This window comes from Phycisphaerales bacterium, from assembly GCA_029268515.1.
In the GTDB taxonomy this organism is placed as follows: domain Bacteria; phylum Planctomycetota; class Phycisphaerae; order Phycisphaerales; family SM1A02; genus JAQWNP01.
Genome location: JAQWNP010000016.1, coordinates 77,900 through 101,334, shown reverse-complemented (window position 1 = coordinate 101,334; position 23,435 = coordinate 77,900). Strand labels below are relative to the sequence as shown.

Annotated in this window: 20 protein-coding genes; 8 read left to right on the top strand and 12 right to left on the bottom strand. The window is 48.4% G+C overall.

Annotated features, from left to right (window positions below):
• The first annotated feature begins 22 nt into the window (after nt 1-22).
• The 4 genes from P8J86_10595 (at nt 23) to P8J86_10580 (ending at nt 5,116) form a co-directional block, all read left to right on the top strand.
• Entirely contained in the window at nt 23-742 is a 720-nt protein-coding gene (locus tag P8J86_10595) for a response regulator transcription factor (protein MDG2055143.1), read from the top strand.
• A 5-nt stretch (nt 743-747) separates the two neighbouring features.
• On the top strand, nt 748-2,559 hold the full coding sequence (locus P8J86_10590) for an ATP-binding protein (protein MDG2055142.1): 1,812 nt from the start codon (nt 748-750) through the stop codon (nt 2,557-2,559).
• Nucleotides 2,560-2,924: 365 nt separating this feature from the next.
• Nucleotides 2,925-3,557 (top strand): hypothetical protein, encoded by a 633-nt coding sequence (locus P8J86_10585; protein ID MDG2055141.1) that lies wholly within the window; start codon nt 2,925-2,927, stop codon nt 3,555-3,557.
• A 47-nt stretch (nt 3,558-3,604) separates the two neighbouring features.
• On the top strand, nt 3,605-5,116 hold the full coding sequence (locus P8J86_10580; protein ID MDG2055140.1) for an arylsulfatase: 1,512 nt from the start codon (nt 3,605-3,607) through the stop codon (nt 5,114-5,116).
• Between the two features lie 95 nt (nt 5,117-5,211).
• Here the strand turns inward: P8J86_10580 and P8J86_10575 are convergent, their stop codons facing one another.
• From P8J86_10575 to P8J86_10545, 7 genes are all read right to left on the bottom strand, one after another.
• On the bottom strand, nt 5,212-6,483 hold the full coding sequence (locus P8J86_10575) for a hypothetical protein (protein MDG2055139.1): 1,272 nt from the start codon (nt 6,481-6,483) through the stop codon (nt 5,212-5,214).
• Between the two features lie 75 nt (nt 6,484-6,558).
• Nucleotides 6,559-7,296 carry an ion channel gene (locus P8J86_10570; protein ID MDG2055138.1) on the bottom strand — a complete coding sequence of 246 codons (738 nt, stop codon included), beginning with the start codon at nt 7,294-7,296 and terminating at the stop codon, nt 6,559-6,561.
• Nucleotides 7,297-7,458: 162 nt separating this feature from the next.
• A complete protein-coding gene (locus tag P8J86_10565; GenBank protein ID MDG2055137.1) occupies nt 7,459-9,870 on the bottom strand; it encodes a DUF255 domain-containing protein in 2,412 nt (803 codons plus the stop codon).
• Nucleotides 9,871-9,927: 57 nt separating this feature from the next.
• A complete protein-coding gene (locus P8J86_10560) occupies nt 9,928-10,818 on the bottom strand; it encodes a hypothetical protein (GenBank protein ID MDG2055136.1) in 891 nt (296 codons plus the stop codon).
• 85 nt (nt 10,819-10,903) lie between these two features.
• On the bottom strand, nt 10,904-12,970 hold the full coding sequence (locus tag P8J86_10555; protein ID MDG2055135.1) for a PDZ domain-containing protein: 2,067 nt from the start codon (nt 12,968-12,970) through the stop codon (nt 10,904-10,906).
• A 237-nt stretch (nt 12,971-13,207) separates the two neighbouring features.
• Nucleotides 13,208-13,408, bottom strand: coding sequence for a hypothetical protein (locus tag P8J86_10550; GenBank protein MDG2055134.1), 201 nt, complete (start codon nt 13,406-13,408; stop codon nt 13,208-13,210).
• 547 nt (nt 13,409-13,955) lie between these two features.
• Complete coding sequence (locus tag P8J86_10545; protein MDG2055133.1) at nt 13,956-14,321, bottom strand: hypothetical protein; 366 nt, start codon at nt 14,319-14,321, stop codon at nt 13,956-13,958.
• 157 nt (nt 14,322-14,478) lie between these two features.
• Here P8J86_10545 and P8J86_10540 point away from each other — a divergent pair, with 157 nt between their 5' ends.
• Together P8J86_10540 and P8J86_10535 are read left to right on the top strand one after the other, a co-directional pair.
• On the top strand, nt 14,479-15,813 hold the full coding sequence (locus tag P8J86_10540; protein MDG2055132.1) for an FAD-dependent oxidoreductase: 1,335 nt from the start codon (nt 14,479-14,481) through the stop codon (nt 15,811-15,813).
• 66 nt (nt 15,814-15,879) lie between these two features.
• Entirely contained in the window at nt 15,880-16,638 is a 759-nt protein-coding gene (locus P8J86_10535; protein ID MDG2055131.1) for a methyltransferase domain-containing protein, read from the top strand.
• On the opposite strand, the gene P8J86_10530 is transcribed toward P8J86_10535, so the two are convergent.
• A complete protein-coding gene (locus P8J86_10530) occupies nt 16,625-16,828 on the bottom strand; it encodes a hypothetical protein (GenBank protein MDG2055130.1) in 204 nt (67 codons plus the stop codon). The genes P8J86_10535 and P8J86_10530 overlap by 14 nt on opposite strands.
• 367 nt (nt 16,829-17,195) lie before the next feature.
• On the opposite strand from P8J86_10530, the gene P8J86_10525 reads away from it, so the two are divergent.
• Nucleotides 17,196-18,041, top strand: a complete 846-nt coding sequence (locus P8J86_10525) for a sulfotransferase (GenBank protein MDG2055129.1) — start codon at nt 17,196-17,198, stop codon at nt 18,039-18,041.
• A gap of 64 nt (nt 18,042-18,105) precedes the next feature.
• On the opposite strand, the gene P8J86_10520 is transcribed toward P8J86_10525, so the two are convergent.
• Together P8J86_10520 and P8J86_10515 are read right to left on the bottom strand one after the other, a co-directional pair.
• On the bottom strand, nt 18,106-19,017 hold the full coding sequence (locus P8J86_10520; protein MDG2055128.1) for an acetylxylan esterase: 912 nt from the start codon (nt 19,015-19,017) through the stop codon (nt 18,106-18,108).
• A gap of 75 nt (nt 19,018-19,092) precedes the next feature.
• Nucleotides 19,093-19,518, bottom strand: a complete 426-nt coding sequence (locus P8J86_10515; GenBank protein MDG2055127.1) for a hypothetical protein — start codon at nt 19,516-19,518, stop codon at nt 19,093-19,095.
• 255 nt (nt 19,519-19,773) lie between these two features.
• Between P8J86_10515 and P8J86_10510 the strand changes: the two genes are divergently transcribed.
• Nucleotides 19,774-20,649 carry a DUF697 domain-containing protein gene (locus P8J86_10510; GenBank protein ID MDG2055126.1) on the top strand — a complete coding sequence of 292 codons (876 nt, stop codon included), beginning with the start codon at nt 19,774-19,776 and terminating at the stop codon, nt 20,647-20,649.
• On the opposite strand, the gene P8J86_10505 is transcribed toward P8J86_10510, so the two are convergent.
• Both P8J86_10505 and P8J86_10500 read right to left on the bottom strand, forming a co-directional pair.
• Nucleotides 20,646-21,353: an HAD family phosphatase gene (locus tag P8J86_10505; protein ID MDG2055125.1), complete on the bottom strand. Its 708-nt coding sequence runs from the start codon at nt 21,351-21,353 to the stop codon at nt 20,646-20,648. The genes P8J86_10510 and P8J86_10505 overlap by 4 nt on opposite strands.
• Before the next feature lie 4 nt (nt 21,354-21,357).
• Complete coding sequence (locus tag P8J86_10500; GenBank protein ID MDG2055124.1) at nt 21,358-23,280, bottom strand: lipase maturation factor family protein; 1,923 nt, start codon at nt 23,278-23,280, stop codon at nt 21,358-21,360.
• Nucleotides 23,281-23,435: the final 155 nt, after the last annotated feature.

Below are 23,435 nucleotides of genomic sequence, written 5' to 3'. Positions count from 1 at the left end.
AACATATAAGACGAGAGAGTTAATGACAAATCAACAAATTATCATTGTGGAAGACGAGCCAGAAATTGCAGAGCTAATCGAGCTGCATGTGAAACGGGAAGGCTTCTCTACCCAGATCATCGATGATGGCGGTGAGGCACTTGAAATTATTAAGAAGTCGCCTCCGGATCTCATACTGCTTGATCTCATGCTGCCTGGTATGAGTGGTTTGGAGATATGCCGTGCATTACGTTGGGAAGAGGCGACAAGAGAACTCCCCGTCATCATGGTGACTGCTCGTGGTGAAGAAGCCGATGTTGTCGCTGGCTTGGAGGTTGGAGCAGACGATTATGTCACCAAGCCTTTTAGTCCGCGTGTGCTTATTGCGCGCATTCGTAATATCCTGCGCCGGCGAAATCGGCCTGTATCTAGCCTTGAAGAAGTAGACACTCGCTCGCTTTTTGGTGGTCGTTTATCAATTGATACGGATCGGCACGAAGTTCTTATTGGTGACCAGCCCTGTGACTTGACAGTGACGGAATTCAGGATTCTCCAGTATCTTTGTGAACGGCCGGGGTTTGTGCGGACGCGACATCAGATTATCCAGGCTGTTCATGGTGTGACGGCCGTTTTATCTCCGCGTACCATAGACGTTCACATCACCTCACTGCGTCGTAAGTTAGGCGAATTGGGTAGCTGTATTGATACCATTCGTGGCGTTGGGTACCGTCTAGAAGAGTTGCGTTCGTCACAAGAGGAGTAGTTGAAATGGAGCGTCGTTCGAGGACACTGCTCAGGCAGATGGGCCTCGTGCTGATGATTATTCAAGTACTTATCGCCATTCTTATTGGTGTGGTGCTTGTTAAGGAAGCTCGTAATTTTTACGAAGAAGAACGCTTGGAAGAGCTCAGGCAATTGACGCCTTGGGCTGCTGCAGTCATTGAGGGTACAGGCGTTGACTCGCCGACACTGCAGTCCTTCGTAGATAGCCTTTGTGCAAAGACACCTGGACTTCGGATCACCGTCATTAAGAATGATGGAACCGTTGTCGTGGATAGTCTTGAGGACGCGGGTGGCATGGACAATCACCAGTTTCGTCCTGAAATAATCGCGGCAATCAAAGAAGGGCATGGTCATATCAGGCGCCATAGCTCTACGCTCAAACAAGACATGCTGTACTACGCAGCTGCTGTTACTGATGAAAATAAAGAGCCACTCTTTGTGGTGCGTACCGCCGTCTCTATGCAGTCCATTAATACGCGAATTACGGGGCTCACTACTTTTATATCTGGTGTGCTCATTGTTTCGTTGCTCATGACACTCATCGGTGTCTATATCTTCTCAACTTGGCTGAGTAATCGAGTTAGCGTCTTGGTTCGTGGAGGTCAAAGATTTGCTTCTGGTGCGCTTGATCATCGCATTGAGCGGCCAGGTACGCGAGAACTGGATTTGCTGGCAGGTGCCCTGAATCATATGGCTTCCGAGCTTGAAACACGGATGGAGATGCTGCAGGTTCAACAAGGGGAGGTGCAGGCGATCTTGCAATCAATGAGTAATGGTGTCATTGCTCTTGACCTTGATGGGCATGTTCTAAGTATGAACCGTGCGGCACTGACCATGTTGGACTTGATGGGACGTGAGGTACGAGGGCATGTTTTACAAGAATTTGTGAGAGACCCCGCCCTTGATCAATTTGTTCGTTCTTCCTTAGCACAAGCTGAGCACCAGTATGCTGAACTTAAGCTTAGATCTCTTGGTGGGCGAGTGATGGAGGCGACAGGTGAGCCGCTATTTGATTCAGATGAAAAAGTATCTGGCGCGCTGATTTTGCTTGATGAAATTACTCATGTTCGACAGCTTGAACGTATTCGTACTGATTTTGCAGCCAATGTTTCACATGAGCTGCGTACGCCAATCATGTCAATACAGGGATATGCCGAGCTCGTTCGCGAAGAAAATGATCCAGAGCAGCGTCAAAGGTATCTGGACATTGTCTTACGCAACATACGTCGCCTCTCAGCTATTATTGAGGACTTGCTTTCTCTGGCTCGCCTCGAGGAACCTGGAGGTGGGCGAGGGTTGGAAAGAGAGTCCTTGTTGGTAAGTGATCTGTTACAGGGCGTTCGCAGAGACTGCAGTGAACAGGCAGAAATTTGTTCGATCGATATCTCAGTTGAAGTTGTTTCGGATCTTCGAGTAGAGGGTAATAGGGAGCTACTCCACCAGGCTGTGGCGAACCTTCTCGTGAATGCAATTCGCTATAGCGAGCCCGGTGATGAAGTGGTTCTTATTGGGCGTGCTTCACCAAACGAGCAAGTCATCATTGCTGTCAGTGATACTGGTCCGGGTATTGCGGCGGAGCATTTGCCCAGGCTCTTTGAGCGGTTCTATCGGGTGGACAAGGGGCGGAGTCGCCAGATCGGTGGCACAGGTTTGGGCCTTGCGATCGTCAAGCATATTGCTCGGGTGCATGGTGGGATCACTGATGTGATTAGTGATGTGGGTGTGGGTAGTCGATTTAGTATCTACTTACCTGCTCAATCGGTTTCTCAAGAGCTACCAGAGGTCGTCGGCGAGTAATGAATACTTACTCAAACCCCTTTGCAAACAATATCTAAACTAGAGCTTATCGAAGCGATCACTCTGCTTAGTGCTCTAAGTCGCTCTCCAGCCACCTGCGCCCCCTGAGCGAACGTTGCCTTGGTAGGCCCCGGACTGATCCTTTCGCATGCTGTCCATACTGAGGCCGTCTATGTTGGAGGCACCTGGCGGGCAGAATTCACTGCCGAGAGACCGGTCATCTCTTCTATCGCCGATTTGTACACAATATATTACGTCCGAGCAGATGATTGTGGTCTTTGGAGAGAGGGTACTCGCTCTGATTGATGACCTATGGCACAATGCCATTCGGTACAAGAACCACTGTTACTCACAGGAGCGTGCGAATGCGAATTCAGGTTAAGAGCGATTCTTCTTTTCGATCCCGTTGTTTTTATGCTGCGGCCGTTGGGATAGGTATTTTGGCCATCAATGGATGTCATAGTCAGCAGTCAAAAACGACAGATCAGATTAATCTGCCGCCGGTATCAGAAGAAAAATTCAGTGTTGAGCCGGTGTCGAAAGCAGTCATGTTTTTGCAAGGTTCACTGATTAGCATGCGAGACGAAGCAACGCAACTTCAGATTATGGGCCGCCAACTTTCTACAAGCGAAGAAAAAATGATTGCTTCGATCTTGCGCTTTCAGGATTTGGTTGAACGGGTGACCGTTAATCTAGAAAGTGCCGCGGCCACGATGGGTATGGCCACTGTATCTATTGCCTCCTCGCCACCGCCAGACCATCGGGTTTCAGGTGGTTTGGAAAATGCGAAGGAACAAGTACGGAAGGCCATCGATGAGCTTCAACAGAGTGCTTCGTCCATCCAGGTTGTGGGGCGTTCATTGAGTCAGAAAGAAATGGCTTTTGCGTCAGCAATGGATACGGCTGCGTTGCAATTAGAAGGTGGTTTGGCAAATCTGTCAGAGAGCGACGGTTTCCGGGAAGATCCAGGTCATTTTGATCTCGGTCAAGAACCCTAGGCGACGACGCTCACTGAGCACCACATTTAGAAAGAGGTTGAGCTGCAATGCGAACCATGCTCCTTGTATTACTTCCTATTCTGGGCATGTCGCTTTTTGGCTTAGACGACTTGCAAGTGGGCGATGTTGGTCTGAATGAGTCGAGCAAAAGACAACCGAACATCGTTTACATCCTGGCAGATGACCTTGGCTATGGGGAATTGGGTTCATACGGCCAGGAGTTGATTGAAACTCCTCATTTAGATCGTTTGGCGAGCCAAGGTGTGCGCATGACGCAACATTACTCTGGCAGCACGGTGTGCGCGCCATCACGTTGCGTGCTCCTTACAGGTTTGCATACAGGACACTCGGTCGTACGCAATAACTGGGAAAATGGCGGTTGGGGGCCAGATCAGCCAGAGGGGCAATATCCGCTTCCTCCAGGAACAGACACGCTCGCAAGGCGTTTGCAAGACCAGGGCTACCGAACATCAGCCATTGGCAAATGGGGGCTCGGTGGACCGGGCACATCTGGGCATCCTAATCTGCAAGGTTTTGATCATTTCTTTGGATACCTTTGCCAAAGAAAAGCGCACAACTACTATCCGACGCATTTGTGGCGCAATTCAGACAAAGTCATGCTTGAGAACAATGCGTACTTCAAAGCACATCAGAAAATTAGTGAACCACTCGCAGATAAAAGCATGTATCAGCAGCAGTACGGGGGTGCAGAATATGCGCCCGACCTGATGATTGATGAAGCTGTGCAGTTCATTAAGTCCAGTGGTGATGAGCCTTTCTTTCTGTACTATCCAAGCCCGATTCCTCACCTTGCTCTACAAATACCTGAGGATGATCTTGGCCGTTATCCAGAAGCATGGGATGAAAATGCTTATCTTGGTGACAAAGGATATTTGCCACACGATCGTCCAAGAGCAGCTTATGCGGCGATGATTACCCGTCTTGATACAGAAGTTGGCAAGATCCTTGATCAACTTGATGCGCAAGGTTTAACAGAGAACACAATCGTCATTTTCTCAAGTGACAATGGAGCAACCTATGCAGGGGGTGTTGACTACGACTTCTTTGAAAGTTCGGGTGGCCTGCGTGGGTTAAAGGGATCGTTCTGGGAAGGTGGCATTCGCGTGCCAATGATCGCTCGGTGGCCGGGGCATATTCCTGCTAACACAGTCAGTGATCACATCAGTGGTTTTCAAGATGTCATGCCAACAGTGCTCGACATGGTGGACGCTCCGCCAGCAGACAATATTGATGGCGTGAGCTTCGCTGCGGCCTTGAAGGGGCAGGAGCAGGTCGACAGTCCCTTTCTCTACTGGGAGCGAAATGGTCGCCAAGCAGTGAGAATGGGGCGGTATAAAGCTGTTCGGACTGGAATGGCCAAGGGGAAGACGAGGCTTCAGTTGTTTGATCTCTCGGTTGATCCAGCTGAGACCACTGACATTTCAAACCAACACCCTGAAGTGACTGAAAAGATCAAGCAGATTATGAATCAAGAACGTACGCCCTCTGCGATCTTCCCGATGGAAGGGGTTGATCCGAAGTTACCGCCGGAATCCTAAAGTACCATTTCTTAATGAGATGAGATGGACTGAGCTGCGATTGATTGACGGTGTCGTCGATACATGATTAGATTTGATCGACAAAAGTAATCGTCTTAGACGGCGGGTGTATTGCGATTTCTTTGGAAGAAGTCGATCTGCGAGGCCGCTTGATCACGCATGACCTGTAATGACTTTCCAGTAGAGACGAGTTCATCAAGATCTTTTTCAAGAAGTGCAAGGCCATCAAGGCGTGGATCATTGGTGTTCCAGTTGGCGGCTTGCTCTTTGAGCCAGTTCACTTCAACGCGAGCTTGAGTGCCCAACTGACCGATCCGATCTAGCGAGTTGACAAGGGTCTGCCACTGTTGAATTGCATTGTCAGAATTGGTACGCCAAATTCTTACTGATGGGCCGGTAAAACGCCATCGTGATCCAGCCCAAGTTCTCACGTAACGCGATCGATAACGTATATTTCGGGGATCTGCCTGTTGTGCAAAATACTCTTGCCGAGGGAGATCGTTGATGAGATCCTGAGCCGAAGAAATGAGGTTGAAAGCTTTTGCGAAAGTTGTCTCGACTCTGCCTTCATGTTGGAGTTGTGTTTTGACTGCTGCCTGCATCAGGATAGCGCCGGATGTCTGGGATGGCCTAAAGGTTTCAAAGCCCAGTGCGTGCCCAAGTCCATCCATGCCACCTTCAAGCTGCTTTGCAAGACCGGCGGCAATGGCTGTTGAAGCGGTAATTCCAAGTGCTTCGGTTAAGTCAATGTGTTTGACCTCTTCTGGAACGTCAGGACGCGTATTGGAAGCTCGTACCTGTCCAGATTCAGTTTTCCATGCATACAAATCAACGTTTGGATCGATCATGGCGTCAATCACTGGCTTCCAACTAGGCATGTCTGCAACAAGCGTCCGGTACAGGTTCTGTTGGCGTGTGATTGCTTGTTCGTTTGTGCCGGAACCATGAGTCCATGCTGCATGAAACTCAAGGATGGTTCCCTCTGGACGCGGGTCAGCAATGAAGATTTTGTCACAGGTGAGAAGGATGCCTAGGGCGGGTCCAATGCATTTCTTGACGATGCCTATTCGCTGGTAGCGATCGCCGGTTTGCTCGAGAATATCGATGATGCGCTTTGCCTCTATCTCGCTGCCACCATCACTGTCGAAGGTCAGTACAAGCGTGGTATTGCTGCGGTTCGCACGAGCGATTCTAAGCGTTTCAGAAAAACCCTCGGCGAGGGTATCGATTCCGATCTGTCCATCAACGGGAATGGTGATATATCGGCCGGCGGTTCCTTGCGCCTGAGCCTTGGTTGCCAGTGCAATCAGGACCACCAAAAGCAGAGCAGGCAGAAACGTAAAATGACATTTGTTGATTTTTTTCATGCACACAGAATACACGTTTCTGCTGTAAATATGTGCCAACATCAGTGGTTGCCTGAAGAGGCGACCCGATCCCACTTACTGGGTATCTGGTGACACCATCGATCGGCTGGTGATGTACATGCCGACCAGCCGTGCCACAATCACCGCGAGATATAACTGTCCCAGAATTGCCTCGATCGAAGCCGTGCTGCGTGTGCCTTGTGAATTGGGAACGATATCACCATAGCCAAGGGTTGTGAGCGTTGCGATACTGAAATATCCAAGGACACCGTACTCTTCGCCTTGGAAGACAATATCACTGCTGGTTATGGTCGCCCCTTCCCATAGTGACAAACCATCTGGATTGAATTGCAGGATAATCGAATAGATGGACGCAAAAATGGCGGCCATAAGCACATAGCCGCAGCATGCACCAGCGAGCGTTTCTACGGTGACTTGACGGTCCGAGAAGACACCGTACTCCACGATCAGAAAGAGTCCAACAAGAAAAAATAGAGCAAATAAATTAGCAGTAACTGCCAGCCATTCACCCATTCCGAAGTGATGCAGCAGTTGAAATGCAACGGCGCACAGCGCTAAGATGCTGAGGGTCCAGACAGCTATTCGACTTCGGCTGACGGCAAAGATTCCAGCCAGTAGTACGAGCAAGCTGAGCAGCGCGCTGAGCCGAAGCGTGAATATCGTGAAGCTTGAAAGTGATGGGGCGATGATGAGTAGGACGAAGAGCGCTGATAGTAACCACATATACCCGCCAATATGGATAGCTGGGATGTGTTTCCAAAAGCGATGACTGTGTGTTAATGGTTCACTCATCGCTAGCTTATCGGCAGTTTGTGAAGCCTTTATAAAAGATAATTTCTCGTTCACGGATATGCATGTGGTGCATGATGTATGCAGATGCATGTCTCGATGCCACGGCAGCCATTCTGCCGGTGTTATTGCGAAATGATTGTGAGAAATAAAGCGATCAGCTGGTCAGCGAATGAGTAAAGGCAACATTAATCCAACTGAAGGCAGGCAGAGTTGATCGGTGCAAGGTTGGTACATCAACATTAACTTGGGTGTTCCAGTGATAGGCCCAGTCTGTCGGATTGTGACGGGTAATGTGATCGTCCCTTTGTATATTCTCACCTCGCCTCGATAAAGATCACCCTGCGGATACTCAACACTTATTTCCACACCCTTGCTTCCAACGACACGTATTGAAGTGGGTACAAGTGATGGGTCACCCGGTTCATTTGAATTGAGGTGTATGTCTGCACTGATTTTTATGGCAATGTCTAACGTTACAGGTTTGCTTTTAGAAAGCGACACGGATTTCTCGCTAACGGTGACAGTCACTGGAAGTTCTTGACGGACTCGTGCAACAGCATTGGGGGCCAATCCTGCACCCTGGGCTTGGTGAATTTCATAGAGCGCTAAGCTTGTAAGGGGATGACTACGCAATTGTCGCATGGCTGGCGCAGAGAGCATGTCGATGGTCGCCAGTGCATCTTCTAAATAGGCAGCCTCACTTGTGATGTCAGCAAGTGTTGTGAGATTATTTGCCATGACAGCATTGGGGCTTGGTACCGCGCCATCTCTAAATACGCGGCTTCGCACAAACAGATCTGCTTGATCGGGAAGCGTGTCGTAGTAGCCGCCGTTTGCTTCGTCCCAGAAACGTTGTTTTGCCGAATCAGCGAGCTCTTTCGCCATGCTGAGATATTTACTTTCTTTCTTGACCTCCCATAGTGCTAATAATCCTTGGATGAGATAGGCGTAGTCCTCCAAAAAACCATCAATCTGAATTGACCCATTGTGGTAGGTTCGCCAGAGTCCACCATCTTCTTTGCGCATGTTCTTAGTTAGAAAATCAAGATTGGCTTCAGCAGCATCTAAATATTTCTTGCTGCGCAATGCTCTGGCACCGTTCGCAAAGGCCTCAATCATGAGTCCATTCCAAGCGGTTAATGTTTTGTCATCAGTGATTGGTTGCACACGTTGATAACGAGCACTGAGAAGCGCGTTATTCAGGCGGGCAAGTCGCTGATTGAACTCATTGGGCGAGATATTCAGTGACGTGGCTAATGCAGAGGGTGTTGCGGTGAGATTGAGCACATAGGTTGGTTCATCGTTTGGGTGGTGTGGATCTACAAAGAATGCGGGCTGATCAAGTCCATAGGCAGCTACCGCAAGATCGAAATCTTCGTTCAGTCCGGCGCTGGTCAGTGTGTCTTTTATTTGTTGACGAGTCCAAACATGCGTGCTGCCTTCACGATGTGCAGCTTCAGCATCCTGGGCGCTGAAAAACCTGCCATCTGAGTCAGTCATTTCTCGCAGGACATAATCCAGGATCTCACGTGTCATCTCAGCGTAGAACTCCTTATCAGTAAGTTCGTAGGCCCTGGCGTAGATCACAGCGAGCTGAGCATTGTCATACAGCATCTTCTCGAAGTGGGGGACGCGCCATTGACGATCTGTGCTATAGCGGTGGAAGCCCCCGGCGACTTGGTCATACATTCCACCCATCGCCATGCGGTCAAGTGTGAATTCAACGGCTGATCGGACATCAGGTCGATCCCATCCCGCTTCCATCAAAAGTAGCAAATTTGACGGTAGTGGGAACTTTGGTGAACGCTTTGTGAAGCCTCCAAACTTGTCATCATGTGTAGCGATAAGACTATTAATGGTCTCATCGATACGCCCTTGGTTCAGACGAACATTGTCGCTTGAGCTTTCAAATTGCTGAGCGACTAACTGAGCAATATTGTTCGCCCGTGCAGTGACAGATTCTCTTTGATCTTTCCATTCACTGCTTCGCTTCGCTAGAACTGAAAGAAAACCCTCACGTTGCCGGGTAGTGTTCTTTGGAAAATAAGTGCCACCAAAAAATGGTTTCCTTTCCACGGGTTCAAGAAACATATTCAATGGCCAGCCGCCTCTTTTAGACATCACATTGGTTGCGGTCATGTAGAGTCGATCAACATCCGGACGTTGCTCCCGATCAACCTTGATGGGAATAAAATGATCGTTGATATAGGCTGCAACTTCTTCATCTTCAAAGCTCTCACGTTCCATCACGTGACACCAATAGCAGGTGGCATAACCAATACTCAGGAGAATTGGTTTGTCTTGCTCAAGAGCGGCATCAAATGCTTCTTGGCCCCATGGATACCAGTCCACCGGGTTGTGGGCGTGTTGTAGAAGGTAGGGACTGGTCTCTGTAATCAGGCGGTTTGTGTGCGCATGGCCATCGCCGCCAGCTTCAACCAAACGAGGTTGGTATTCCAGAGGAAATGCTTGGGGATCTTGCTTGGCACTGGTTATAGAAGCTGTCGTAGCCAGTAGGAACACAAATAAGATAGCCCGCCATACGCGGCACCAAAGCGGGTAATTTCTATACATAGTTGATCCTACGACTCTGTGGCACATCGAGTTCGAATGATGGTAAGCGAGCGATCATTAGCCCGTTGCAGCAGCCTTGTTTTTTTCATCAGTCGCCTTCTTGATTGCTTGTTTAATGGCGCCTTCAACTGCATTGCTCGGGATCAAGAAAGTTCTCTCCTGGCCACCACCGAATCCTGCTTGGCCAGTTCCATCGTCAGGCATTTCTTGTGGGCTAAGAATTCCAACTGCTTTTCCGTCTTTATTAAAGAGTGGAAGGCCACGCTCTCCAAAGCCACCTGAAACACGCCACATGCTGCGTGGCTGGTGAATTTGTCCAGTAACACGTACGGTTTCAAAGTAAGGGGCATAGTCTAATGCTGCGGGCTCAAGATTGATGCCAGTGAGCTCTTCTCCAAGTGCAATTTTTGTATCACCAGAAAAAGTAACTGGGTGTAGGTCGAGCCCCGCCACATCATCAAGCTTGACGAATGCAATATTGAGTTTGGAATCGGTTGCAAGCAGCGTCGCTTCTCTTTCTTCTTCAGTTCCGGGAATCAAAACACTGATTTCAAGCGGTTCGGCAACGACATCAAAATCACCGCCACCACCACCACCACCACCACGGCCGCCACCACGACCACCTCGCCGCATGCGTTGTGACATTCGTTGTGGTCCATTAAAAGCGTCGCTGGACATCATCAGTAATCCGTCTTTCGTAATGACAACGGCATTGCTGTCAATATTGACCTCTCGTTCATCAGTATTGCCCATGGCAGTAATTTGAACTTGAAGAAGTATTTTCATACTCATGATGCTGGGTGTTTGTTTTTCAAGCAGGCCTTGGAAGTAAGCCTGGTCGGCGTCGGCAGGCATTGCAGAGGGAGCTGGATCAGCATAAGTGTTCGTAGCAAATAAACCGACAACTACAAATACAAGTGATGCCCTTATGCAAAGAAGTGTTTTCATCGTATTTTTCCTTTTGTTGTGCTTGCTTATGTTTCGGCTGTACTGGGCACCGAATAATTTCTTGTGCTTGCTCTGTTTGGATCGCTTAAGTATTTGATGTTGCTGGCTTGACTTTGTTATCTGGCATCCAGACTGGTTCAATAAACAGAAACGTTGTGCGATGCCCGCGCTGTATGAAGACTTCAATTACCTCTGGTTGGTTGGTGTGGACGTCTTTCATGGCCTTATCGAAAGCATTCACATCTGGTGTCTTATTGCCTTGGATGCTGATGACAACATCCTGGCCACTGAGTCCAGCAAGGCTACCCCAGCCACCGTTTTCAACATCGGTAATGAGGACACCCTCGAGGTCTGAAGGCCAGCGTTTTTCAATCAGATCCATCGGAGTTAGGTCACGCACATCGAATTCGAGAATGCCGTCACCACTCTTTGCGGCGTCCCTGGAACCGCTGGGAATCTGCTCCATCACAACGGGAATTTGTATGGTCTCAGAGTTGCGGTTCAATGTAAGGCTCACCGTATCACCAATCGTCTGATTCTCGATCATCCGTTCCAATAACGGCGCATCTTGTATGCGACGGGCTTTGATGATGCGGTCATTCATATGGGTAATGACATCGCCGGTTTGTAGTCCAGCATCAGCAGCCTCTGTATTTGGCAAAACACGAGTGATGCGAAAGCCAGTCTGTCCTTCCATGCCTAATGCTTCAGCGACAGGTGAGGTCATGACTTGGGTCTTAACGCCCAACCAAGCAACAGGTAAGGCGCCACCAGATTGAGACTCACGTTCACGATTGATTTCAACGACCGTAATGACATGTTCTTGTCCACGACGAAGTTCCACAATCGTTGGAGTTTCTGGCTCAATCATGCCTGCTTGTGTTTGAAGATCTTGGTGATTATTGACTGGCACACCGTTGATGCTCAAGATGACATCACCGGACTTGATAGCTGGGCGTGCTTTATCAGCAGGTTTGCCGGCGCGTGCTCCAGTGATGAGTACGCCATCACGATTTGGCCAACGACGTGCAAGCGACATCTGACGAGTAATATCGCGTACGGTGATACCAAGTGGTTTGATCTCAGCTTGATCACCGAGGTAAGCCTCCATTGGAGCAACGGGCACAGAACAGGTTCGACGTTCGCCGCCGCGCATGATCACCAAGGTGGCATCTTTTCCGGCAGGAAGATCAGCAAGCCTTTTCAGAATAGGTGGAATCGCCTCAAAGTTCTTTGCAGCAATCGCTTCGCCATCGACCTCGAGAAGCACGTCGCCTGCCTTGATGCCGGAAACATCAGCTGGTCCAGCTGGTACAACCCAAGTCACTAAGGCGCCATCCTCCCGTCCGAGCTCATCAACAGGTCTAATTGATGCGCCAATCCAGCCACGCCGTACCTCGCCATGCTCAATAGCCTGTTTGAGAACGTGTCCCGCCAGATTGGATGGGATCGCGAATCCAACGCCTTGCCCCCCAAGTTCATTGATACCGATGATCTCACCCTTCAGATTAACAAGGGGGCCTCCGCTATTGCCTGGAAGAATAAGTGCATCGTGTTGAATCCAGCGTGTAAAGAGACCCGTTGTCTGTCCGCCGCCTAGATCCTGTTCATCAATAGCGTTCCCAGTGAAGCTTGTGAAGACTCGTTTGGGGTGGGAGACAATACCAAGGGTCATTGAGTTTGAATTGGTATTGGGATTACCCATGGCCAGCACATAGTCGCCAACCTGGAGTGCATCAGAGTCTCCCAGGGGCGCGCACGGGAGATCATTCTCTTGGTCCTCAATTTTTAAGACAGACAAGTCAGTCAATGGGTCATGCACGATCACGCTCGCATCAAACTCTCGACCTGATGGTAGTGTGCAGGTGATACGGGTTGTTTCGCCGGCCACATGGTAGTTCGTGAGCACATAGCCATCCGGAGTCACAATGACGCCACTGCCAGCTGCAGGAAACTTCTGTTCACGACCACCTTGATAGTTCTGGCCAACCACCGCGATGTTAACCAAGGCAGGATAGACATCATTCCTTGCAGTATCGAGTGCAGATTCAAGGGTGTTCTCTTGGCCATACGCTTGTGGAACTATTGCAAAAAGAAGATTTGAGGTGATGATCACAAGGATCAACAGTGACTGGTTCTGTATTCGATACATTGGGCAAAGTCCTCTAGCGTGTGCGTGAGCAGCAAAAAAGCAGTTGCCTGACGGCTTAGCTCTGAGTTTCTTGAACCACGGCAGTGTAGCGGAACTTGTTACGTTGGAAATAGAGCTGGACTCGCCCAGGCAAGCAAAAAAAGCGGGCTTGTCCGACTGGACGAGCCCGCTTTCGTGCATCGTTTATTTGAAATGAACGCCTCGAGGCGTGTTTAATCAAATGAAACGTATCAATATTTATCGCAATCCAACGGCTTCAGTAACAGCCATTGCGGTTTCCTGTGGAGACCAGCCATAACCATAAAGTTCTCGGAGGTCGCTGTCCCTGGTATTGGACGCCTGGAAAATCTCGCCGGAGAAAAGGTCGTATTGTACTTCAACCTCATTGATGGCCTTTGTAACACTCATCTTCCATTGGTTGAACCCTTGATTTGTCATGGCAGTGCTCCGATTTACTTCTTAGATCTCAGCATCTTGAACGTGATCGCTGTCTAGAAGACATTGCGGAGTTCCGAACTTGCGGGGGCAAAAACGATGAAATCTTTTTTGAGATCCTTCGTCGGAGTCGCTCCAGCGGCTGATGGGGTATATGCTCGCCAGCAGCCTTGCCTCTGATTTGGTGCCCATATCAATGGCAGGGCGCTCCAGCGAGCCTCAGAGCGGCTCTGGAGGCCTTCTGAATGGAGCCCCTACAAGCCTTGGACTTGATCAAAGAAGCAGTGTTCATTCTTGAGGCAAATACCCAATCAATTTTCTTTGGCGAGCGTTCAGCATGAAGTTTCTGTGTGGTGAGCGGAAGAAATTTCTTGGTCTGACAGCCACTCTTTCTGGGCTAAAAAACAAACTCAATTCTATTGGTATTTAGTGCACGAATATTGAATAACTTAATGCGATATGTAAGAGACCCACGGATTTCTTACGCAATCAGCATCATTAATGTGTGATCGATTAATCGAATGACTGTGTGGCTTCGTTACTGTTCTGTTTACTCATCCGATTCAAGATGGACGTAAAGCCGTCGCCACGGTTCTTCGCCAATGAGCTTCCAGCGATGCCCACCTCCTGTGAGATCCTCGGCAATCAGTAGGTCGCCGGTTGTAAAACTTTGAGTCTCACCCTGGCGTGTTTCAAACTCAACGGTTCCAGCAAGAATGGCGAGTAGTTGGCGGCGCGGTGCACAATGCCAGTCGTAGGTTCCACCTGCAGCGGTTTCAGCAAATTGTACGCTATGGTGCTCCATCAAGGCGGAGAGGCCAACACCGGGCATGACTTCATTGAGATCAATGAAACCATCTTCAAAGTGAGATTGGCCATCATCCCCGGTAAATAGCCGTGTGTACTTTATACGCATGAATCATGTCCTTCAGAGTAATACAATTCTATCAGTCCTGGCGTGCGATAGGCATCGTCATTGCAGCCCAATGCGGAGTACCGAATGGTACTCAAGATATGCTACAGTGCGCGGCGTGGAATATCCCGAGAGACCCTCTTTAGAAGCGAATTAAAAAATGAGTCGATATGAATATGATGTTGTAATTATTGGCGGAGGAATTAGTGGCTGCTCACTTATGTATCTGCTATCAGCGTTTACCGATATTCACAGTATTGGATTGTTAGAGAAGTACGATCATCTGGACCCACTTAATTCGAACGCTCATAACAATAGTCAAACGTTGCACTGCGGTGACATTGAGACCAACTACAGCCTTGAGAAGGCGGCGAAGGTTAAAACTGCTTCAGATCTGACACTGCGGTATATTCAACGTATTGCTGAAGACGAGAAGATGTCACGTTGCTATGGAAAGATGTTGCTTGGTGTCGGAGAAGAAGAGTGCGCGGTTGTAAAAAAACGCGTCGAGGACTTTAAGCATCTGTTCCCGACAATTGAGTTTCTCGATAGAGATGGAATCAATAAGATTGAACCAAACGTTGTCAAGGGGCAGGGTGGTGGTGCGAGGCCTGAACAAATTGCGGCATTGCATAATCCAGAAGGTTATGCCGTTGACTATGGTCTTTTGACTGAATCATTTGCTGAAGAAGCGCAGCATGTTGATGGCAAGAATGTCAACGTACATCTAAAGTGTCGATCCAAAAAAATAAAGCGGACTGATGATGGTTTTGAAATACGCGCCACCCGAGGGCGAAGGTTTCATGCCAAAATGGTTGTTGTATCTGCAGGCGCACATAGTTTGCTCATTGCTCAGAAGATGGGGTATGCACACCATCTTTCAGTGATGCCTATTACTGGAAACTTCTTCTTTGCCCCTAATGTTCTTAATGGCAAGGTTTACACTGTGCAAAATGATAAGCTTCCCTTTGCCGCCATTCATGGTGATCCAGATCTAACCCAGCCCGATAAGACGCGATTCGGACCCACTGCATTGATGATGCCAGTGCTAGAGCGTCATAATGCAAAGACAGCTTGGGGATTCCTAGAGTCTGTGCGTTTCGATCGGGATGTTGCATCGGTTCTGTATCATCTGATGAAGGACAAAGACATTCACGACTTTGTCTATAAGAATATTGGTTATGAGATACCGGTCTATGGAAAGCGGAGTTTTCTAGAAGCAGCTCAAAAAATCGTGCCAGCGCTTGAGGTGGATGATCTTGAGTTTGCGCATGGTTATACAGGTATCCGGCCACAAATCATCGACAAGAATGCGCGAAAAATGCTTATGGGTGAGTCGAAAATCGATGAATCTGATGGCATTATTTTTAATATGACGCCATCGCCTGGTGCTACCAGCGCACTTTCAAATAGTAAGGCTGATATGCATAGCATCGTTGAACAGCTTGGTGCCAAATTCAATGAAGATGCATTCGAGACAACTTTCGGTGATTGAAACTCAGTCTGATTGAAAGAGGTGTTGGGTCTCTTTGTCGAAAATGGTTTTTGAGACGATCATTTTATGAATACTCAAATGGGAAAAAACCATTGCTCCTTAACGCAGGTCAATCGCGATTTTTATAATCACCTGTGGCAGGGTGTTGAGCTCCATCAGGCCGAGGCATTCAATACATGGCCAGCTATCTCTCCATATTTTGAGCAGTGCAAAGATCGACTTGAGATTGGACCTGGATTGCGACCGCGGCTTCCAGTTGAGGGTACCCAGTTCGTTGATCTGAGCCCAGTTGCGGTGAGCCGCCTCAACGATGCTGGTGGGCAAGCAGTTGTGGGTTCGATTGAATCACTGTCAGCTGAGGATGAGTCGATGGATCTCGTTTGCGCCTTCGACGTACTCGAACATATTGAAGATGATCGAATGGCGTTAGGTGAGATCACTCGTGTCTTACGAAAGGGTGGGGTTTTGTTTCTTTCCGTGCCCCTCTATCAATCTGCCTGGACTGGCTTTGATCGATTGGTCGGACATGCGCGACGGTATGAGCCAGATGCACTTGAAGCGCTTCTTCATGCTCACGGTATCACGGTCCGCCGTAGTGCGGCTTATGGAATGCAGCTTGAATCTCGCATGATCACGAGAGTAGGACTCTGGTTCTTGAAGTACTTCTCGCGCATGGCCCTGAGCTGGTACAACAAGTTTGTGTTTCCGAGACAGTTGAAAAAACAACAGCCACTGATATTTCAACCCGGGATCATCCAAGACCCTCAGGTTGATGAGGTTGTTATGGAATGCGTGAAGAGGGTAGACGCGGCTAACGAAGGTTGACCTTTTCGATCATCGCGTAAGCTGTTTCACTGACTTTCCAGCCATACATGTGGAGTTCGCGAAGATCCTCTTCAGTGGTATTGGTAATTAGGAGAATCTGACCTTGACCAAGGTCGCGCTCGAGCTCAACGGCACTAAGGTATTCGATAAGGCGTTCTCGCCAGACGTTAAAGATAAGATGAGCCATCATTTACTCCTTCCCCACTCTCTACGTTGCGAAGAGGGGTTCGGTTCGCCACTGGTCCTTACTGTTAACGGCAGGAGGCGTGCCATGGCTCACAATATTTTGGAAAAAGGCCATTAAAAAGGGCATCAGCAAGGATCGTAAAGATTTAGTGTTAACTGCGTGAGTGGCTAGTGATAAAGGGTTTACGTCAATCTACAGTACTTTGATCGTATGAGTGCTTCGCGTAGGTGTGTCATAAACTAGTTGCTGGTAAGTGCGAGTTGGTCATCTTGGCCAGGGTTGACATAAAAAACCAGTTGATCGGTACGATGATGACATGCTTGCAAGGCCTTTATATTTTCATTCTATGAACGGTGGACTTTCTATATAGATGAGTAATCTTAAGCCTAATTTTCTCGTCATTGGTGCACCAAAATGTGCCACCACTGCATTAAGTATGCATCTGCGCAGGCATCCTGAGATCTTTGTTTCTCATCCAAAAGAAACTTTTTTCTTTTGCTATGACGAGGTGTATTCAAAAGGTTGGGATTGGTATCTATCGCTCTTCAAAGATGTAGACAGCGAGCGTGCTATTGGAGAAGCAACAACACTTTATTCATCAATAAGAGCATTTCCTCAGGCCCTGCCTCGAATTGTCAAACATTTACCAGATGCCAAAATAATTTACATGGTCCGGCATCCTATGCAACGGATTCAATCAAATTATGTTGAGTTTCTCAGCCAAGGTCTCACTCAACTTAACTTCAAAGAAGCGGTCCACGAGATTCCTCATTTTATTGATGCGAGTTGTTATCACAGGCAGCTCGAGGCCTATCGTAAGCATTATCCTAAAGAACGAATAAACGTTATTTTTTATCGAGACTACAAAAAGAATCCAGAAAAGGTCTTACAAGAATGCTTTGAGTTCCTCGATGTAGATCCAACATTTGTCGTTGATAATCCAAGTGAAAAAATCTACCAATCTAAAGGTAAGCGCCGCGATTTACCGATCACGAATCTGATTCGAAGAAAAATGCCTGGGTTTTTGACTATTCGAAATGTGATGCCAAATTGGACGCGAACTATTGTCCAGAAAGCACTGAAAAGAGAAATTAAAGCCAAGCCAAATTGGGATCGCGAAACACGCGAGTGGGTCATTTCTCAAATTCAATCTGATATCGAATCCTTTTTACACACACAAGGTAAACCAGTTGGGTATTGGGACCTTAACCAATAACAATTATGGCCACAGCTAAAGGCACTGCTGAAATCTTTTGGTGGGTATTCTCTTTGGGGCAGGTTTAATGTAGGTGTGTTGCAAACCAGTCGCTGGCAAGGGCGAGTTGTTTATTTCGGCCAGGGTTCACATGCAAATCCAGATGATCGGTGCCACCAGGCATCCAGTGAATCTTGTTTTCACAGGAAGCAAACTTGCTGATTTCTTCAATCTGGGCGTGCGTTGCGCATTCATCTTGATCACCACAAATTTGAAGTAGTGGAATATTGTGAAGTAAGGCAGCGGCCTGTTCGGGATGAAAATTCAACATATAAAAAGCTGTTTCAAGAAAGTACTTTGGATCAACATCATCGTCTGGTGATAGTCCAAGTTCGTCTTGGAATTTCAACAACTTTTTTTGATAACTATCACTGAATGGAAGAAGCTCTAACAAAGAAACTTTAGTGGGTGGCTCACCCTCTTCTTGCCGCCTTCGGTCTTCTTCAAGTCGTGCGATAAAGATGCTCCATTCAGCACGCGTTCGCATGCTACGCATCATTCTCCAGCCGTTGCCTGGTCCGGCAGCGCTTACCACCGCACGAACATTGGTGGCCAGCGAAGCAGCGCAGATTGCGATAGGGCCACCATAGCTAAGGCCATAAATACCGACTCTATTTGCATCCACATCATCACGAGCAGACATAATGTCAACCGATTGAACCGCTTCGTGAACACGATCAAGTGGGCGTACCCAAGCGTGTTCTGGTGTGTTAGGCTGAATTTCTTTGTATCTGATAGCGCCAGTCACGAAGCCTTGATTCGTAAAGTACTCGGTGATACATCTATTCAAATTCTGAGGATTTCCACGTAAACCTGGGCAATATAAAATGGCTGGAAAACCACTCGATGGTGCATCACCTTCTGGTACGTGTACTTCAAGATCTACAGGCACTTGGGCGGCGCTGGGCGTATCGGATGGATTCAGAGAGAGATGCATACGCCGCACCATCCTGTGTAAGGGGTGTTCGTTTTCCTGAATATGAAGATGGCTTTATTCTGATCAATTGTCAAGTCAGGCTGAGCGTTTGAGAGGTTGCAGGAGTGGAACATCACACTTGTGGCCCTTGAGCTCTTCGCGCGTCAGGATCTGACCACATTGCCAGCATGGATTAAGCCGTGTTTGTCCATACTCCCGCAGCAATGAACTTCGCATACGTTGTCGCATCAGAATGAAGGACAGCGGCACCGTCAGCCCGTAGCCGATTATTAGAGATACCACGATGTTCATATTCTGCAGCATGCCAAAGCCAATGAGGGTGATGACTACTGGCAACACGCTGGCGATGAGCAGCGCAGCTAATAAGCCAAGCCATCCACGTTCTTGAATGACACGCTGAGCAGCTCGACGACGGGCTTCTGATGTTTGGAAAAGTCTCCATTCGGCGACTCCACTACCAAACCAGTTGACCCGCCAGCAAAATGACTGGGGTAATTTCAAACAAAAATCTCCAATAGCCATCGTTACGGACAGATTGCTAGGTGGATCCGTTTGTCTTTCATTTTCTGCCCGCTTTTTGGAATATTGGCGCATCTGGAGGGTCTGAGGCATGATTGGGCCAGAAAATCGCTGGAAAGTGTGAAACTAGGCAAGATAGGGTTCAAACAACAGCATCTAGAACACGTATCAATGGTGATGCCAAAATCTGGGCGCCAACTCGCATTTCGTTTACTTCTCGTAGGAGTGGGATGTCTCGTGTCGCTCTGGATGGCACTGGAGATTCACCTTTTTATTCAGCGGAGTTTTGACACCAGTGCGTTCTATGGTTGGACATCTCTTGTTGTTGTCCTGAGTATTCTGGGCGCGTTGGCCTGGATTGTCACCTCTGAAGCGTTTGCCTATGCCAAGCTTAGAGGTGTTGAGCGTCTGCAAAGAGGTATCCAAGGTCAATTGGATCCTCAGCTGGCACAACATCTTCTGGCGAACTATTGCCGTCGACTTCAGCATCGCAATGACGCTGAAATTAATATAGCTATCGATCGGTTTCACCAAAGTGAGCAAGAGATAAAGTCAGCTAATGGATCTGCTGCTTCCCTGCGCACTCGAGTAGAGCAGACGCTCTTGCTTCCACTCGACCGTCGAGTGGATCGTATTATTCAACGTGAAAGCGTAAGTGTTGGATTGATTACTGGATTGGCGCCTTGGCCGCTCATTGATGCGGCCTTAGTGCTCTGGCGTAATGTCCGCATGATGCGGAGCATTGCTACGGTCTATGGTGCTCGGCCCGGGATAGCAGGAACGAGCAGGCTTGTTCGAAAAGCACTCATTAATGTAGCAGTTGCAGATCTATCGCAGCACGCATCGGATCTTGTGACCAGTAAAGTCCCGGCATTAGGTGTCGTTGCGCCAGCGGCTGCTCAGGGAATGACTAGTGCGATGTTGACTATTCGATTAGGTTTGTGGACCCAAGCAATGTGTCGACCAGTGGCACCCAATGGACGCCGCGCAATCTCGAGCTTCTTCGCCACCAATGCAAAGAACTTCTTCTTTGAACGAGTCAGTAGGCCTTTGGCTTCCTTGCTCAAGAGAAAAGGATCTCGTTCGGTGGATACTGTCAAGACGGCAATTTAACGCTCTTCATTAATGGACTGTTTTGCTTGTACTTTGGCAATGAGTGCAGTTATTGAGTGGGGTGATAGTGCTTTCAGGTCACTGACCACTAAGTCAGCCTGAGCGGCGAGCAGCTCCGCTCGTGTTCTTCCACGACTAGCGAACCCGATCGCAGTCATGCCGGCAGCTCGTGCTGCTTGTATGCCAGCAGGGGCATCTTCTATGACACAACAATCTCGAGGTCTTATGCCCAGGCGGTCGGCGGCGACCAAAAAAACCTCTGGGTCAGGTTTTCCATGTGTCACATCCATGCCAGTTACCAGAGCTCCAAATGCATGGGCACTTCCAAGCTTGGTGTTTGCTAGTTTTACATTTTCTGGTGGGCCCGAAGATCCCATCGCTTGCTTAAAGCCTGCAGCGTGTAACTGATCAATAAGTTCGGTAGCGCCGGCCATCGCGGGAAACTCATGGGTCACCAAGGCCCGATAGTTCGCCTCTTTTTCCCCGTCATGTAACGCCACATCCTCATCACTCATCTCTGGGTCAAACCAGGTCCTTAAAATATCACGACTGGTACGTCCGAAGCTCTCTGTAAAATCTTCGTCAGTGAATTTCGTATTGAGTTTGTCAGCAAGTTGCATAAATGCAGCACGATGGGCCTCATATGAGTCTACGAGTACACCATCGACATCAAAGATAACGGCATAGGGAGAAGTACTATTCATAGTGTTATCTCTTTTCTTGATATCCAAATAGTGGATAACTAAATACTCTGTACCGAGTCCACCATTCGCCTGTTGTAGCACGAGTCTGTCGATCGGTGAAAGTGTATTGGTATAGGGTAAAGCGTACTCGTTCTGGCGGAAACTCAGGAAATGGATTGGAATCAAGAAGATTAAGAACCGCTGGACTGCCTTGACTGAGTTTCTTTCCGAATGCTTGAAGCCAACCAGGGATGCGATGTTGCTCCACATTCAGGGCTGCAAACCACATTTGCCAATCAAGTCTTGGCATATATGGTTCTACGAAGGCTGGGGCTCGATTCAAGGCTCCAGGCTTCCACTTAAATGAGTAGGCCTTCCAAGTCAGTCCATCCTGGCTGCCTTCAATGACAAGCTCTGGTCGTCGCACAGTCATAACGCGAAAGAGTCCATAGGAGTTGGCGACATGGCTACGAATGAGAGGGCTTGCTGCTTCTGGAATTGAAATCTGATAAGCCGAGCCAGCAGTCCTTGCGGCATCATTGATTCCAATCACGATTGTCAATGGAAGTACAAAGAGCAATACAAGAAAGTTGACACTCCGCTTAATGAGATGCTCGCGTTGTGGCAAAATGAATGACATCTTTGTTGCGAGTCGTTTGGGAGTAAAAAAGCGCCAACTGCCGTCATCGATGAGAAGAAGGCAAAGAACGATGGCGAGTAGATTAAAGAAACCATAATTGCCGGTGCCAGCAATCAGTAGCATTAATAGCGTGATGGCGGATGCGGCGATGAGTCGCGGTACTCGAGGTAGAAAAATGAGGAAGGGTATTCCCAATTCGATAATGAACATGATCACTGTTGATGTGATCTGAAACCAATGTGGCCAATGCGTGGCATACCAGCTTGTCCATGTTGGAAGTGGTTGTGTGAAGTAGTGGTACTCCAAGGCAGTGAACTCAAGCCAAGTGGGATCACCACTAAGTAGCTTCACAAGTCCCGAGAGAAACAAAAGTCGAAAGAGTAGCCACCACAGGAGCCATCGTATGAGTGTGGAGGGGCGCGAGGCACGTTTTGAGTAAAGCGACCAACTCGATGGAGCAAAAAAGATCGCTAAAAAACCTGCTTCAAGTAACAAGATGTCCCATTGAAAACTAAAAAATTCTTGGCCAATGTTTACTAAGGAAAGATAGAGGATCCACATTGCAGCGAAGCAAAAAACTGGCAAGAAACCAATCATCGCCATAATCCCAAGGGCTATTCCAGCGATACACATGATGTTTATAAAACCATCTGAGCTGTTAAACCAAGCCAATGTGGGCAAAATAAAGAAGGGGCTGCTGGATGTTGCATAAGCAGCGTCAACTTGTTGTAAAAAGTCTGCTGCAGGGAGTATTCCATCAGAGCCGATGAGCCCCGGGGCTTGCATAAAAAAAGACAAGAAGGCAATCAAATAAACCACGGCGAGAGAGAAGAGAAAAATACGACGAGCGTACTGATATGTCTCTGGTACAGCAGGGCGGCCACATAAAAAGCGTGCCACCAATGTTGTCAGGGGGCGATTCCTCGCGACGGTGCGATATCCAATTTCACTAATGTTTGGGGCAAGTGGAATGAACTCGTAAAAAAATCTGGGCCAACGTCTTATTTGGCCGAGGTCCATCATTCTGAAAATGGCCTCTGCGCCGCGCGTAAGATCTCCATTTGGTTCGAGGAGATGAACTGATTGTTGAAGTTCCTGTTGTGGAATCTCTATTCCATAGCGATCCGCATACTGAAGCGGTATCCAGGCAATCCTATCTCCAGATAATGCACGCAATCGGTCTCGGCTGTCACGACAGAAGCCACAGTTGCCGTCATAGAGAGCAACAGGTCGATCAGTGGGCCGCTCTAGTGGTCCTGGCTCTAGAGGAACGTCTTTGCCGCAATCTTTGCATCCGGTCTCGGTCATGGGCTTCTATTATGGCCAATTCGGCAGAGGCTGACGAGCCGCCTTATGAAGAAAGCACCCGGCGGTTGGTCCCGCCGGGTGCTTTGGGCTGGCAAATGAGAGGTTCGCCAGCTGGATGCTTATGACTTATAAGGAACCCACTGAGTGACCAAACT